General features: G+C 73.7%; 14 protein-coding genes and 2 pseudogenes. 7 read left to right on the forward strand and 9 right to left on the reverse strand.

Annotated elements, in window-relative coordinates; genetic code table 11:
• From ACZ34W_RS34230 to ACZ34W_RS34240, 3 genes and pseudogenes are all read right to left on the reverse strand, one after another.
• Positions 1-253 (reverse strand): annotated as a pseudogene (locus ACZ34W_RS34230) (PLL family lectin); the annotation flags it as partial.
• 247 nt (positions 254-500) lie between these two features.
• A complete protein-coding gene (locus tag ACZ34W_RS34235; RefSeq protein ID WP_329485527.1) occupies positions 501-929 on the reverse strand; it encodes a nucleoside deaminase in 429 nt (142 codons plus the stop codon).
• Positions 926-1789 carry an LLM class flavin-dependent oxidoreductase gene (locus ACZ34W_RS34240; RefSeq protein WP_465609746.1) on the reverse strand — a complete coding sequence of 288 codons (864 nt, stop codon included), beginning with the start codon at positions 1787-1789 and terminating at the stop codon, positions 926-928. The genes ACZ34W_RS34235 and ACZ34W_RS34240 overlap by 4 nt, the downstream gene beginning before the upstream one ends.
• Positions 1790-1883: 94 nt before the next feature.
• On the opposite strand from ACZ34W_RS34240, the gene ACZ34W_RS34245 reads away from it, so the two are divergent.
• Entirely contained in the window at positions 1884-2357 is a 474-nt protein-coding gene (locus ACZ34W_RS34245) for an Lrp/AsnC family transcriptional regulator (protein WP_465609748.1), read from the forward strand.
• 102 nt (positions 2358-2459) lie between these two features.
• Here the strand turns inward: ACZ34W_RS34245 and ACZ34W_RS34250 are convergent.
• Positions 2460-2858, reverse strand: a pseudogene (locus ACZ34W_RS34250) (beta galactosidase jelly roll domain-containing protein); the annotation flags it as partial.
• Between the two features lie 86 nt (positions 2859-2944).
• On the opposite strand from ACZ34W_RS34250, the gene ACZ34W_RS34255 reads away from it, so the two are divergent.
• On the forward strand, positions 2945-3655 hold the full coding sequence (locus tag ACZ34W_RS34255; protein WP_465609750.1) for a hypothetical protein: 711 nt from the start codon (positions 2945-2947) through the stop codon (positions 3653-3655).
• 36 nt (positions 3656-3691) lie between these two features.
• On the opposite strand, the gene ACZ34W_RS34260 is transcribed toward ACZ34W_RS34255, so the two are convergent.
• Complete coding sequence (locus ACZ34W_RS34260) at positions 3692-4243, reverse strand: histidine phosphatase family protein (RefSeq protein ID WP_465609751.1); 552 nt, start codon at positions 4241-4243, stop codon at positions 3692-3694.
• A 314-nt stretch (positions 4244-4557) separates the two neighbouring features.
• Between ACZ34W_RS34260 and ACZ34W_RS34265 the strand changes: the two genes are divergently transcribed.
• Together ACZ34W_RS34265 and ACZ34W_RS34270 are read left to right on the forward strand one after the other, a co-directional pair.
• Positions 4558-4776 (forward strand): CbtB domain-containing protein, encoded by a 219-nt coding sequence (locus tag ACZ34W_RS34265; protein ID WP_329485533.1) that lies wholly within the window; start codon positions 4558-4560, stop codon positions 4774-4776.
• Positions 4777-4793: 17 nt separating this feature from the next.
• Complete coding sequence (locus ACZ34W_RS34270) at positions 4794-5576, forward strand: CbtA family protein (protein WP_465609754.1); 783 nt, start codon at positions 4794-4796, stop codon at positions 5574-5576.
• A 142-nt stretch (positions 5577-5718) separates the two neighbouring features.
• On the opposite strand, the gene ACZ34W_RS34275 is transcribed toward ACZ34W_RS34270, so the two are convergent.
• Positions 5719-6285 (reverse strand): GNAT family N-acetyltransferase, encoded by a 567-nt coding sequence (locus ACZ34W_RS34275; RefSeq protein ID WP_465609756.1) that lies wholly within the window; start codon positions 6283-6285, stop codon positions 5719-5721.
• A gap of 69 nt (positions 6286-6354) precedes the next feature.
• Complete coding sequence (locus ACZ34W_RS34280) at positions 6355-6888, reverse strand: GNAT family N-acetyltransferase (protein ID WP_465609758.1); 534 nt, start codon at positions 6886-6888, stop codon at positions 6355-6357.
• 410 nt (positions 6889-7298) lie between these two features.
• Here ACZ34W_RS34280 and ACZ34W_RS34285 point away from each other — a divergent pair, with 410 nt between their 5' ends.
• The 3 genes from ACZ34W_RS34285 to ACZ34W_RS34295 all read left to right on the forward strand — a co-directional run bounded on the left by ACZ34W_RS34285 (position 7299) and on the right by ACZ34W_RS34295 (position 10525).
• Entirely contained in the window at positions 7299-8210 is a 912-nt protein-coding gene (locus ACZ34W_RS34285) for a phytoene/squalene synthase family protein (protein ID WP_465609760.1), read from the forward strand.
• Between the two features lie 132 nt (positions 8211-8342).
• Positions 8343-9146 carry a glycerophosphodiester phosphodiesterase gene (locus tag ACZ34W_RS34290; protein ID WP_465609762.1) on the forward strand — a complete coding sequence of 268 codons (804 nt, stop codon included), beginning with the start codon at positions 8343-8345 and terminating at the stop codon, positions 9144-9146.
• Positions 9143-10525 (forward strand): MFS transporter, encoded by a 1383-nt coding sequence (locus ACZ34W_RS34295; protein ID WP_465609764.1) that lies wholly within the window; start codon positions 9143-9145, stop codon positions 10523-10525. Before ACZ34W_RS34290 ends, ACZ34W_RS34295 begins: the two co-directional genes overlap by 4 nt.
• Positions 10526-10580: 55 nt before the next feature.
• Here ACZ34W_RS34295 and ACZ34W_RS34300 read toward each other — a convergent pair whose 3' ends face one another.
• Both ACZ34W_RS34300 and ACZ34W_RS34305 read right to left on the reverse strand, forming a co-directional pair.
• Positions 10581-11312 carry a heparin lyase I family protein gene (locus ACZ34W_RS34300; RefSeq protein WP_465609766.1) on the reverse strand — a complete coding sequence of 244 codons (732 nt, stop codon included), beginning with the start codon at positions 11310-11312 and terminating at the stop codon, positions 10581-10583.
• 208 nt (positions 11313-11520) lie between these two features.
• Positions 11521-12924, reverse strand: a complete 1404-nt coding sequence (locus ACZ34W_RS34305) for a uracil-xanthine permease family protein (RefSeq protein ID WP_465609768.1) — start codon at positions 12922-12924, stop codon at positions 11521-11523.
• Between the last annotated feature and the right edge of the window lie 234 nt (positions 12925-13158).

Below are 13158 nucleotides of genomic sequence, written 5' to 3' on the forward strand. Positions count from 1 at the left end.
CGACGAAGAAGACCTCCATGCTGCCCGGGATCCGCGAGACCGCCGCGATGCCACCGTTGACGGAGGCGCTGCCGGCCGGCGCCAGCTCGTAGCGCCGCCACGGCGACCCGTCGTACCAGTACGCGCCCTGGACCGAGCCGTCCTGGGCGACCCACCAGAGCTCCATGCTCCCGGGGATCCGGGAGACCGCGGCGACCCTGCTCGACACCGACGCGCTGCCGGCCGAGGAGAGCGTGAATTGGTTCCAACTCATCTGGGAACTCCCGTAGTTCGCTGCAGAAGCGACGGACCGGAAGGCTCCCGGCCCGCTCCGCGCGGGGCGCTCTCCGGTCTCCCGGGCCGAGCACCCCACCGCGTGCTCCCACGGTAGGAATCCGCCGGGGCGAGGGCATGAGGCCGTGGTCCTGCCTGTGTCCCGGGACCAGTGCACCACCCGGGCCCGCACCGCCCTGGGACACCGGCCCGGGCCCACCAGGGCCGCCGGGCCGCGGTCCTGACGGTCAGTGGTAGTAGCCCGCGACCACCGCCCGCACCTCGTCGTACAGGGCCGGACCCTCCTGCGGGACGGGCGGCCGGCCACTGCCCGGCCGGATGCCCAGGAGCTGATCGTTCGACAGGGCGAACACGACCCGCCGCAGCCCCGCCTGCTGGACGGCCGCCTCGCACATGGAACACGGCTGGCAGCTGGTGTACATCGTGGTCGCCGCCGCCGTGGCCGCGTCCAACTCCCGTGCGGCCCAGCGCGCCAGCTTCAGTTCGGGGTGCGCGGTGATGTCCCGCTCGGTGCGGGTCGTGTTCCGCTCCTCCGCGAGCACCGCGCCGTCCGGGCCGGCCAGCAGCGATCCGAACGGCGGGTTGCCGCTCGCGCGGGCCTCGGCCGCGAGCGCGATCGCCCGCCGGAGGAGGGTGTGGTCGTCGGGGACGGTCATGACTGCTCCGTAGGGGTGAGAGGGGGCTGGATGTGCGCGGCCACGGCGGCGAGTGCCTGCCAGGCCGCCTGCGGACGGCGGGTCTCGCGCGGGTCGCCGTGGTAGGGGTCGAGGACGACGGTGTCGGCGCCCAGCAGCCGGAGCCGGTCGAGGTCGGCCATGACCTGCTCGATCGTGCCCTCGCCGGCGAGCCGCTCCGGTCCGGTGACCGGCTCCGCGGTGAGCCGGAGCGCGATCCGGGGGGCGAAGGCGGGGACGGGGCGCCGCTCTTCGGCGGCGAGCTCCCCCAGCCGGGCCACGGATCCGCGCAGCATCGGCAGGGTGCAGCGCAGCGGGTGCCAGGCGTCCGCGAACCGCACCGCGCGGCGCAGGCCCGCCTCGCTGTTGCCGCCGACCCAGAGCGGGATGCGCGCGGTCCCGTAGGAGGCGGTGTCCGTCCAGGCCGCCCTGAGGTCCGCCAGGTGGGCGTCGGTCAGCCGCCCCCGCCGCTCGAACGGGACCCCGAGGGCGGCGAACTCCTGCCGGGCCCAGCCCACCCCCACGCCGAGGACCAGCCGGCCGCCGCTCAGATCGTTCAGGTTGGCCGCCATCCGGGCGACGAGCAGCGGGTGCCGGTACGGGGCGATGAGGACGGTCGTGCCGAGCCGGACCCGGCCGGTGACACCGGCCAGCCAGGACAGCGTGGTGAACGGCTCGTAGAAGGGGGCGGGGTAGCGCTCGGCGACATCGGGCGTGACGGCCACGTGGTCCGAGACCATCAGCAGGTCGAAGCCCAGGTCTTCCACCGTCCGGGCCCAGTCGCGCAGGACTCCCGGGTCGGTGCCCGGGCCGAAGTTGGGGACGTTGATTCCGATCTTCACACCGCACAGGCTAGCCAGGCCGGACCGGCCGTCAGAAGGGATTCCTGCCTGTTCAGGGGGGCTCCAGCCGTGGATTCACCGGTAATCTGAGGAGATGACCGAGACTCTCGACGCGACGGACTGGGCCATCCTGACCGAGCTCCAGCAGGACGGCCGGCTGCCCTTCACGGAGCTGGCCCGCCGGGTGAACCTGAGCGCGTCGGCGACGACGGAACGGGTCCGGCGACTGGAAACGGCCGGGGTGATCACCGGTTACCGCGCCGAGGTGGACCTGGAGCGGACGGGGCATCCGGTGCTGGCGGTCGTCCGGCTGAAGTACCCGGGGCCGGGGACGCGGCACGAGCCGCTGCGCCGGCTGGTCGGCGAGCGTCCGGAGATCCTGGAGTGCCTGCGCACCACCGGGGACGACTGCTACGTCCTGAAGGTGGCGACCACGTCGATGGGCCATCTGGAGGGAGTCGTTGACGCGCTGGCCCAGCTGGGGAGCACGACCACCAACCTCGTCCTGAGCCGGACGCTGCCGTTCCGCGGCCCGCGCGTACCGCGCGCGGACGGCGGGCCGCTCTGAGTGGTCACGGCCGAGGGGGCGCGGGGCTCGGGTGGTACGGGTCAGGGCTCGTAGCCCCTTGCCCAGGTGCCAGCCGTTGACGAAGATCTCGGCCCGGTACCGGCGGGACGGGTCGTCGGTGAGGGTCAGGCCGAGCGAGGTGTCCTGCCCGGCGGGCAGGTCGAGCGGCACCGTGGTGGTGTACCAGGAGACCCCCGGGGTGGTGTCGCTGGCGGGCAGCCGGGTGGGGGTCCAGTCCTTGGTCGGGTAGCCCGGCAGCATGTAGCCCGCCCGCTCGCCGTGCAGCCCGCCGACGGCCAGCGGGCCCCGTACGGGGTCGACGGGGGTCTCGCCGCCGAGGTTCCCCTGGAGCCGCCAGGTCACGGCGCCGGGCGGGATCACGCATCCGAACCTCCAGGTTCTCGACCGGCCGGAACATCCCCACCGAGCGGGCGGCGCCCGTAGCAGTCCGGTGACACGGAATGATCCATTCCGTCGACTGTTCGTACTACCTTCGATCATGCACAGCACCGCCGCAGCCCGGCCCCCACCAGGGAGGGAGCGGACAACGTGCCCGTCCTCACCCTTACTTGCACGGGAGAACCCGGATGTCCCTCAAGACGACCCGCCGCGCGTCCGCCGTCCGCTCGCTGGCCGGCACGGTCCTGACCACCGCCCTGCTGGTGTCCGCCGCGACGGCCTGCTCCTCCTCCCCCGGCACCGCCGCCGGCACCGCCGCGCCGACCACCGCCGCGACGGGGGCGCCCGGCGCGACCGGTACCCCCGGCTCGACCGGCACCGCCGCGCCGAGCACCGCACCGAGCACCGCGCCCGGCACCGCGAAGCCGACCACCACGCCCACCGCGCGCCCGACGACCCCGCCGGCCGTACCGCCCAAGGCGACGTCGCCCGGCCACACCCAGACCCTGGTGGACGGCAGCACCGCCGAGATCCAGGACCTCGGCAACCAGAACTACCGCGCCAAGATCGTCAGCCGCGGCTCGGTCCTGGCCACGCTGGAGACGAACAACAGCGACACCGGGCTGGACGCCAACGACATGTTCGTCGTGCTCTCGATGGACGGCCAGGTCCACTCCTGGATGGGCGGCGCGCAGCAGGGGCCGGGCACCTTCAAGCTCGCGGGCGACTGGACGGCGAAGGTCACCAAGGTCGGCGAGCTGCACTACCGCGCGCAGATCCTCGGCATGGGGAACGAGGAGGTCGGCACCCTGGAGGCCAACCAGCAGGACGACGGCGCCGTCGCCAACGGCGTGTACATCGTGCTCAGCACCGGCGGCCGGATCAGCGCCCACATGTGAGCCGCGCCCGGGCCGGCCCGCCGTCGGCGCCCGGCCCTACCCGAGGTCCCGGCCGCAGCGCAGGTTCCACCGCCCCGCGCGCCCGGACAGTTCGGTGACCGACAACGGACGGACGTCGAGCCGCCAGAAGACCGCCGGGGGCAGGCCGAGCGCGTGCACCACCGCGGCCCGGACCACCGCGGGCTCGGCCACCACCAGCACCCGGCCGGCGTCCCCGGCCCGCCCGTCCAGCCAGCCGCCGACCCGGGTGACCAGGGCGGCGACCGACTCCCCGCCGTGCGGCGCCGCGGCCGGGTCCGACATCCAGGCGGCGAGCGCCGCCGGGTCGGTGGCGGCGACCTCGTCGAGGCTACGGCCCCGCCAGGCCCCGACGTCCAGGTCGGCCAGGTGCGGAGCCGGCTCGGCGCCGAGGCCGAGCGCCTCGGCCGTCCGGCGGCAGCGCGGCGCGGGCGAGGTGAAGGCCCGGGCCGGTGCCGGCAGGGCGCAGGCCGCGGTACGGGCGGCGGCCAGGGCCGCCTCGTCCGGCGGGCCGTCGTCGCCGAAGCGGGCCGAGCGCAGCTCGGACCCGATCACCGGTGCGACCAACATCACCCGTACCGTCACCCGACGTCCTCCCTGCCCGGAACCGCACTGTCGCACGCATACGGACGGAAGCCCGCTCGCGCGCTCGCGCCGGTCCGCGCGCCCATCACCCCCGCAACGCCCTTGGCGGCGCTCCCGCGACACGGTACCGTCCCTGCGACAACTGAAGACGACGGTGTGTGGAAGACCGGTGAGAAGCCGGCACGGTCGCGCCACTGTGAATCCGGAGCCTGGAGTACGTACGGGCCCCGGCGAGTCAGACCCGCCCCCGTCGTCCGTGCTCCACCGAACGGGACGCGTGTTCCCAAAGGAGGTCGGCCATGGCTCACCCCATCGCCCCCGCTGCCAGTGCCACACCGGCCATCACCCCCATCTCGGTCAGGGCGATCCTGCCCTGGGCCGTCTTCTTCGGCATCCTGCTGATGGCACTGCTCTACTTCGTCGGCGCCGAACAGGGTGCCACCTCCCTCATCTCCGGCGAGGACGTGCACGAATGGGTGCACGACGGTCGCCACCTGCTCGGTTTCCCCTGCCACTGACCGAGGGGAACCGAACCGTGAACTCAGCGACCGTCAGATCCCTGCTCGTCCGCGGCATGCTGGCCGGCCTCGCCGCCGGTCTGCTCGCCCTGCTCGTCGCCTACCTGCTCGGCGAGCCCCGGGTGGACGCCGCCATCGCCTACGAGGAGGCGCACGCCGCCCACGGCGCCGACCACGGCATGGAGGTGGAGATCGTCAGCCGTGCCCTGCAGTCCACCGCCGGGCTGGCGACCGGTGTCCTCGTCTACGGCGTGTCCTTCGGCGGGACAGCCGCCCTCGCCTACAGCTTCGCCCTCGGCCGGGTCGGCCGCTTCACCCCGCGGGCGACCGCGGCCCTGCTGTCCGGGGTCGCGCTGCTCGCCGTGTACGTGGTGCCGTTTCTCAAGTACCCGGCCAACCCGCCGTCGGTGGGCGACCCGGAGACGATCGGCCAACGCACCACGCTGTACTTCCTGATGATGGCGCTCAGTGTGCTGTTGGCGGTCGCCGCGGTGATCGTCGGCAAGCGTCTCGCCCCGCGCCTGGGCAACTGGTACGCCACCGTCGTCGGCGTGCTGGGCTTCGGGGAGGCCGTCGGCCTCGCCTACGTCCTCCTGCCCGCGATCAACGAGGTGCCCGAGGACTTCTCGGCCACCCTGCTCTGGCAGTTCCGGATCTCGGCGCTCGCCATCCAGCTCACCCTCTGGGCCACCTTCGGCCTGGTCTTCGGCCACCTCGCCGAACGGCTCCTCGCCCCGAAGCCCGCGACCACCGCGGCGCCCCGGGAGACCGCGCAGAAGGCCGCCGCGTCCGCGCTCTGACCAGCACCGGCACGGCGACCCGCACGAACGGGGCCGGCGGAGACGACCTTCCGTCGTCCCCGCCGGCCCCGTTCGCATTCGATGGCAATGCGCCCATCCCACCACTGAGTTGACGCGCCGACGGCTTCAGTCGGGGGGCCGGTCATGACCGCGGGCGGGTGAGGTCCGGTTCGTCGTCCCACCGCACCGGTGTGGCGGTGCCCGCGAGCCAGTCACGGCGCAGGACGGCGTACCCGACGCTGTCGTGAGCCGGGCCGTCGCCCGCGGGCCAGGCCTCCCGGTAGTGCGCCTCCTTGACGTAGCCGCAGCGCAGGAACGTGCGACGCATGGCCAGGTTGTCCCGGCGGGTGGTTCCCTCGACACGGTTCACCTGCGGGAACTCGTCGAACAGATAGCGCGTCAGCCAGTCCAGTGCCCGGCTGCCGAGACCCTGGCCGCGGTGCGGTGCGGCGAGCCTCAGGTCGAACACCGGGGTCTCGTCGCCCAGGTCCTCCAGGCGGATCAGGCCGACGTCCCGGCCGTCGGCGGTGATCCAGAACGTCCGGGTCCGCGGGCCGTCGAACAGGCCGTCCGCCACCCACCGGCGAGCCTGGTCGGCGTGGACCCGGGCGGTGCTGTGGAACGGCCAGTCGTGGCCGCCGAGGAAGGCGACCAGCGCGTCCGTCTCGGCGGGCCGGTCGGGCAGGGAACGTCGGTAGGTGATCTCCACCGGGGCACCCTACGCGCGGGAGGCGCCGGGCTCCCAGGCGTTTTCGACGGGACAGCGGCCCGTCCGGCCTCACCGGCGGCCGGACTCCGGTCCGACAGCCGGGCGGGCGGTCAGCACGCGGGTGGTGCTGCCGTCGTCCTCCTGGATGTCCCGGACGTGTGCGAAGCCGATCCTGGTCAGCAGGGTCAGCGAGGCGCTGTTCGGCGCGGCCACCGTGGCGTGCACCTCGGGCAGCCCGAGGGTGCCGAAGCCGTGGCCCACGAGGGACCGGGCCAACTCCGTGCCCAGCCCGGACCCCCACGCCGCCGGAGCCAGCGCGTAGACGATCTCGTGGCCCCCGACCGCGTCGGTCGGCTTGATCTCGGCGTGCCCGATCAACGCGCCGTCCCGGCGGACGGCCCAGACGTCGAAGAGGTCCTGCGCGTAGACCTTGGTGAAGATCCGCCCGAACAGGGCCCGGTCCTCCTCCTCGGAGGCGGGGCCGTCGCCCATCCACCGCGACACCCGCGCGTCCTGGAACAGGGCCACGAAGGCCTCCTCGTCCTCGGGGACGTAGCGGTCGAGGAGCAGCCGCTCGGTGCGCAGGATCGGGGTCTGCCTCATGGACGGCGACGCTACCCACCGGACGCCGCACCCGGCAAACCACTTTCCCGGGCAGGTGAACCGGTGGGCGGGTCGGGCCGTAGGCCGTGCTGACCCTGCCTTCCCCCGGGGCGGACCCACCGCCGTGGACCACGCGGCCTGACGGGCCCTCCGGGGCCTCCGGGGCTTCCGGGGCTTCCGGGGCTGCCGGGGCTGCCGGGGCTGCCGGGGCTGCCGGGGCCTCCAGACGGTCAGAACCGGGCCGGCAATCGGCGTGATGGGCTCACCAGGATCTTGCGTCCCCGTCCGGCCTCGAAGCCGGCGGCTTCGGCGCACCCCGGCTTCCGCGCCGTAGCGAGCCGCTCGCTGCCGAGGGCCCCGGGTGCACCCTCTAGGCTCGGTGGGTCGGAGATCAAGGAAGAGGGCGACACGTGGGCGGCTGGGACAGGGCACTGGACGCGGCCGGGGTGGCCGACCGCGGGCTGCGCGAGGACTACGGCCGGCAGCGCCGGCAGGTGACGCGGTACAAGCCGGAGGCCGTCCTGGCCGCCCGGCACCTGCTGCCCGCCCGGCTCGTGCCGCACGTCATCGCGGCCACCGCCTACATGCACCGCACCGACACCCTGCTCGACAGCGGCCCGCTGGACGGCCGGAAGGCGGCGTACGCGCGCTGGGAAGGGGAGGTCGCCGACAGCCTCGCCGCCGGCCGGACCGACGACCCCGAGCTGCGGCCGCTGCTGAACACCGTCGCCGCGCACCCAGCCCTGCGCGACCGCGCGCTGGAGCACCTCGCCGGAGCCGTCGCCGACCTCGACTTCACCGGCTTCGCCACCGAGGCCGACTACCAGCGCTACCTGGACGCCTACTCGTTGCCCGCGTTCATGGTCGTCGCCACCCTGCTCGGCCCGGACGGCGACCAGAGCGCCTACCGCAGCGCCTGCCGCACCTTCATCGACGCCAGCCAGCGTCTGGACTTCGTCAGCGACCTCGCCGAGGACCTCGCCGACGGCCGTCTGACGATCCCCGAGCAGACCCTGGCCCGGCACGGGGTGACCCGCGCCGATCTGGAGCGGGGCGAGAACCTCCCGGCCGTCCGGGCGCTGGTCACCGAACAGCTCGACCTGGTCGACCGCACCCTCGCCGAGGGCCCCGCCCTGATCGCCCTCGTCCCGCCCGCCCACCGGCCGATGGTCCGCTGCATGATCGGCCTGGACGAACTGACCAGCGCCGCCGCCCGCGCCGACGTCCCGGCCCTGCTGCGCCGTTCGGCCGGACCGCCCAGGCCCGCCGCCCTCCGCCTGCTCGGCCGCGAGTACCTCCGGGCCCGCCGGGTGCGCGGCTGAGCGGTACCCGACCTGCCCACCACGCCAGCGGGCATTACTGCTTGACAGGGTGCGTAATACTGTAACGCGCACGGGCCCGAGCGCCGGCGGCGCCGGACCGACGGGCCCCTCCCAGCGAGCTCGGAGCACGACATGCACCCCTTCCTCGACCAGCCGGGGCCGCTGGCCTTCGCACACCGGGGCGGTGACCTCGGCCGTCCGGAGAACTCGCTCGCGGCCTTCGAGGCCGCCGTGGCCCTCGGGTACCGCTACCTCGAAACGGACGTGCACGCCACCGCCGACGGCGTCCTGGTGGCCTTCCACGACTCCCGCCTGGACCGCGTCACCGACCGCACCGGCGCGGTGGCCGACCTGCCCTGGGAGACCGTCAGGCAGGCCCGGATCGGCGGCACCGAACCGGTACCGCTGCTGGAGGACCTGCTCGGCGCGTTCCCGGAGGCCCGCTTCAACATCGACGTCAAGGCGATGCCGGCCGTCGGACCGCTGGTCGGGGCGGTCCGCCGGACGAACTCCTGGGACCGGGTCTGCGTCGGCGGCTTCTCCGACAGCCGCCTCTCGGCCGTCCGCGCCGCCGCCGGCCCCCGGCTGGCCACCTCGCTCGGCCCCCGCGAGGTGGCCCGGCTGCGGCTGCGCTCGCTGGCCGGGCCGCTGCTGCGGGGCCCCGGGGCGCCGTTCGCCGGGGTGTGCGCGCAGGTGCCGGAGCGGCACCGGGGCGTGCCGGTCGTCGACCGCGCCTTCGTCCGCGCCGCCCACCGGCTCGGCCTGCCGGTGCACGTCTGGACGGTGGACGACCCCACACGGATCGGGGCTCTCCTCGACCTCGGGGTGGATGGCATCATGGCCGATCGCATCGACGTCCTGCGGGACGTCCTCGGCGAGCGCGGCTGCTGGACCGACGGCAGCACCGGCTCCAGCTCGGTGACAGGAGCCTCATGAGCACCACGGCCCACCTTCCGGACCGCCAGGCGGTCACCACCGACGACCGGGCCCTGCGCCGGACGCAGTTCGGCTGGTACATCAACGACTGGGCGAACGCCGCCTTCTCGGCCACCGTCCTGACGGTGTTCCTCGGGCCGTACCTGACCTCGGTGGCCAAGAACGCCGCCGACGCGGCCGGCGACGTGCACCCGCTCGGCCTCTCGATCCGCGCCGGATCGTTCTTCCCCTACACGGTCTCCTTCTCCGTGCTGATCTCGGTGGCGGCGATGCTGCTGACCGGGACGGTCGCGGACCGCACCGGGCGGCACAAGGAGCTGATGTGCGGCGCCGCCTACGTCGGCGCGGTCGCCACGATGGGGATGTTCTTCCTCGACGGCGACCGCTACCTGCTCGGCGGCGCGCTGCTGGTGGTCGCCAACATCGCGTACGCGGTGTCGGTCGCGCTCTCCTACGCCTACCTGCCGGCCCTGGCCACCCCCGACGAACGCGACACCGTCTCCTCCAAGGGCTGGGCGTACGGCTACGCCGGCGGCGGCCTGCTGCTGGTCGCCAACCTCGCGCTGTTCGAGGGCCACGACGCGCTCGGCCTGTCCTCCGGCACCGCCGTGCGGATCTGCCTGGCCTCGGCCGGCCTGTGGTGGGCGCTGTTCACCATCGTCCCGATGCTGCGGCTGCCGTCCCGGGCCGGCGCGGCACCCGAGCGCGCCGCGGCCGCACCCGACGACCGGCCCACCGCCGGGAGCCTGCGCGAACTCGCCCGCACGCTGCGCGGCATGCGCGAGCACCCGCTCACCCTGCTCTACCTGGGCGCCTTCCTCTGCTACAACGACGGCATCCAGACCGTCGTCTCCCAGGCCTCGCTCTACGGCAGCGAGGAGCTCGGCATGGACCAGACCTCATTGGTCGCCGCCGTGCTCCTGGTCCAGATCGTCGCGATCGGCGGCGCGCTGCTGCTCGGCCGGATCGCCCGCCGGTACGGTGCCAAGCGGACCGTCCTCGGCTCGCTGGTCGGCTGGGTGGTCACCCTCGCCCTCGGGTACGTCATGCCCGCCCACCAGCCCGCCTGGTTCTTCGTCCTGGCGTGCATGATCGGCCTGGTGCTCGGCGGCAGCCAGGCACTCTCCCGCTCGCTGTTCTCCCACCTCATACCGGCGGGCCGGGAGGCGGAGTACTTCAGCCTCTACAAGGTCAGCGACCGCGGCACCAGCTGGATGGGCCCGCTGGTCTTCGGCCTCGCCTACCAGATCACCGGCAGCTACCGCTCGGCGATCGTCTCGCTGCTGGTGTTCTTCGTGATCGGCTTCGCCCTGCTGACGAAGGTCCCGCTCCGCCGCGCCATCGAGGCGGTCGGCAACCCCGTCCCCGAGCGGCTGTGACGGTCCGGCCCCGGGCGGCAGGCCTGCTGGCGCCCGGGTCCGGACCACCGGGTCCTCACGAACCCGCGGTGGCCGCCTCCAGCGTGGTCGCCATGACCGGGCTGGTGAAGGTGTTCGTGGCGTCCCCCGGGGACGGGTGGTAGGAGCCCCACTTCAGGTAGTTGCGGGTGCCGTCCCAGGTGGTGCCCTTGAAGGTGCCCGAGCCGGTGGTGAACGTCTGCTTCACGCCGTCGAACCAGAAGTCGATGGTGCCGTCGGTGCGGCCGAGACGGATCTTCAGCGCGTAGGAGTGCCACTGGTCGTTGGCGGTCGGCGCGGTCCACAGCTGGTGCGCGACGTGCTCGGTGTCCCACTCCTGGAGGCGGATCCGCCCGGTCGTCGCGTCGATCTCGATCGGGTGGTTCGCCGTGCCGGTGCTCGGCGAGCACTTCAGCTGGAAGACGTACCGGCTGTTCGCGTCCTTGATGTCCACCTTGGACGACCAGCCGAGGTAGAAGGTGTCCCCCTCCTTCAGGTCGGGGCCGAGCGTCTCGCAGCGCTCCTCGCCCGCGGCCTGGAAGGCCCGCCACACACTGCCCTTCGCCGCGTCCTTGACGACGCCGAAGTTGCCCGCCGCGCACTGGACTCCGGTGAACGAGGACGGGCCCTTGGCGGTGCTCGGGGTCCAGAGGACCTTGCCCGCCGCGGCGGCCGGGCTGCTGGCGGCGGCCGAGCCGCAGGAGAGCGCGAGCACGGTGAGGGCCGCGGCGCCGACGGCGGTCTTGCGGTGCTGGGACAGAAGGGACATGCCTCTCCCGGGTGGATGAGTGGCGGAGAACGGAGGCCGTCCGGCCGTGGGGGCGGCCCGGACGCATGGAGCGATCCGACCATCTGACCACCTGACGGACCGTTGTCCAAGCGGTCCGGCCGGTCGTGGCCCTTTCGGGCAGGTCCGCCGCCTGCCGGGGCCACTGCGGCGCGCCCGTCCGCGCGGGCGCGCCGCAGTGGCCCGCCCGCTACCGGGTGTGCGGCGGTGCCCCGTCCCCGGCGCCCGCGTCGTAGGACGAGGTGCCCTCGTCCAGCAGCGGCTCCTGGGTCTTCAGGTGCGCGGGGGCCAGGGCCCGCAGCACGTGGTAGCCGGTGATGACGACCAGGGTGCCCAGCGCGATGCCGCTCAGGCTGAAGGTGTCGGTGAACTTCATGGTGACGTTGCCGATGCCGATGATGATGCCCGCGGCGGCCGGCACCAGGTTCAGCGGATTGCGCAGGTCCACCCCCGCGTTGGTCCAGATCTGCGCGCCGAGCAGCCCGATCATGCCGTACAGGATGACGGTGATGCCGCCGAGCACCCCACCGGGGATCGCGGCCACCACGGCGCCGAACTTCGGGCAGATGCCGAACAGCAGCGCGAAGCCGGCAGCGGCCCAGTAGGCGGCGGTGGAGTAGACGCGGGTGGCGGCCATGACGCCGATGTTCTCCGAGTACGTGGTGTTCGGCGGGCCGCCGAGCACGGTGGAGAGCATCGAGCCGACGCCGTCCGCGGAGATCGCGGTACCCAGCTTGTCGTCCAGGTTCCGGCCGGTCATCTCGCCCACCGCCTTGACGTGCCCCGCGTTCTCCGCGACCAGCGCGATCACCACGGGCAGCGCCACCAGGATCGCGGACCACTGGAAGGTCGGGCCGTGGAAGTCGGGCAGGCCGACCCAGTCCGCCCGGCCGACGCCCGAGAGGTCCAGGCGCCAGTGGTCCGTCAGGTGCCCGCTCGCGTCCGCCGAGTGGATCCGCCCGAAGACCCGGTCGAACAGCCAGGAGATCCCGTACCCGAAGACCAGCCCGAGGAAGATCGCCACGCGCGACCAGAACCCGCGCAGGCAGACCACGGCCAGCCCGGTGAACAGCATCACCAGCAGCGCCGTCCACTGGTCCTGGGGCCAGTACGTCGAGGCGGTGACGGGCGCGAGGTTGAAGCCGATCAGCATGACGACGGCGCCGGTGACGATCGGCGGCATCGCGGCGTGGATGATCCGCGCCCCGAACCGCTGGACGGCGAGGCCCACCAGGAACAGCGCCCCGCCCACCACGAACACCGCGCCGGTGACCGTCGCGCTGGTGCCGCCCTGCGCCCGGATCACCGCGGCCACGCCGACGAAGGACAGCGAGCAGCCGAGGTAGCTGGGCACCCGACCGCGGGTCGCCAGCAGGAAGATGACGGTCGAGACGCCGGACATCATGATCGCCAGATTGGGGTCGAGCCCCATCAGCACGGGGGCCACGAAGCTCGCACCGAACATGGCCACCACGTGCTGGGCGCCGAGCCCCGCCGTCCGGGGCCAGGAGAGCCGTTCGTCCGGAGCGACGACCGCTCCCGGTGCGGGCGTACGCCCGTCACCGTGCAGCTTCCAGCGCACGCCGAGATCCATGTGGGGGGTTCGCTTTCTCTGTACTTCCGGGGGATTGTCGCCACCATTGTCCCGGCCACCGCCCGCCCCGGCCGTCACCGCCCCTCCCCCCGACCTGCGCCCCCGCCCCCGCCCCCGCGGCGTGGCGGCCCTACCCGGAGGTGATCCGGCGGCCGCTGGTCTCGTCCGGGCGGACGCGCACCCACAGGTCGCGGCCGCCGCCGGCCCAGGGGGTGCTCCCCGGCAGCTCCTTGA

The organism is Kitasatospora sp. NPDC022856 (genome assembly GCF_055561235.1).

Coding starts and splice junctions, on each gene's coding strand:
- ACZ34W_RS34290 (WP_465609762.1), top strand. CDS start 8,343: ATGCACCCCTTCCTCGACCAGCCGGGGCCGCTGGCCTTCGCACACCGG.
- ACZ34W_RS34260 (WP_465609751.1), bottom strand. CDS start 4,243: ATGTTGGTCGCACCGGTGATCGGGTCCGAGCTGCGCTCGGCCCGCTTC.
- ACZ34W_RS34305 (WP_465609768.1), bottom strand. CDS start 12,924: ATGGATCTCGGCGTGCGCTGGAAGCTGCACGGTGACGGGCGTACGCCC.
- ACZ34W_RS34280 (WP_465609758.1), bottom strand. CDS start 6,888: ATGAGGCAGACCCCGATCCTGCGCACCGAGCGGCTGCTCCTCGACCGC.
- ACZ34W_RS34245 (WP_465609748.1), top strand. CDS start 1,884: ATGACCGAGACTCTCGACGCGACGGACTGGGCCATCCTGACCGAGCTC.
- ACZ34W_RS34255 (WP_465609750.1), top strand. CDS start 2,945: ATGTCCCTCAAGACGACCCGCCGCGCGTCCGCCGTCCGCTCGCTGGCC.
- ACZ34W_RS34295 (WP_465609764.1), top strand. CDS start 9,143: ATGAGCACCACGGCCCACCTTCCGGACCGCCAGGCGGTCACCACCGAC.
- ACZ34W_RS34235 (WP_329485527.1), bottom strand. CDS start 929: ATGACCGTCCCCGACGACCACACCCTCCTCCGGCGGGCGATCGCGCTC.
- ACZ34W_RS34300 (WP_465609766.1), bottom strand. CDS start 11,312: ATGTCCCTTCTGTCCCAGCACCGCAAGACCGCCGTCGGCGCCGCGGCC.
- ACZ34W_RS34265 (WP_329485533.1), top strand. CDS start 4,558: ATGGCTCACCCCATCGCCCCCGCTGCCAGTGCCACACCGGCCATCACC.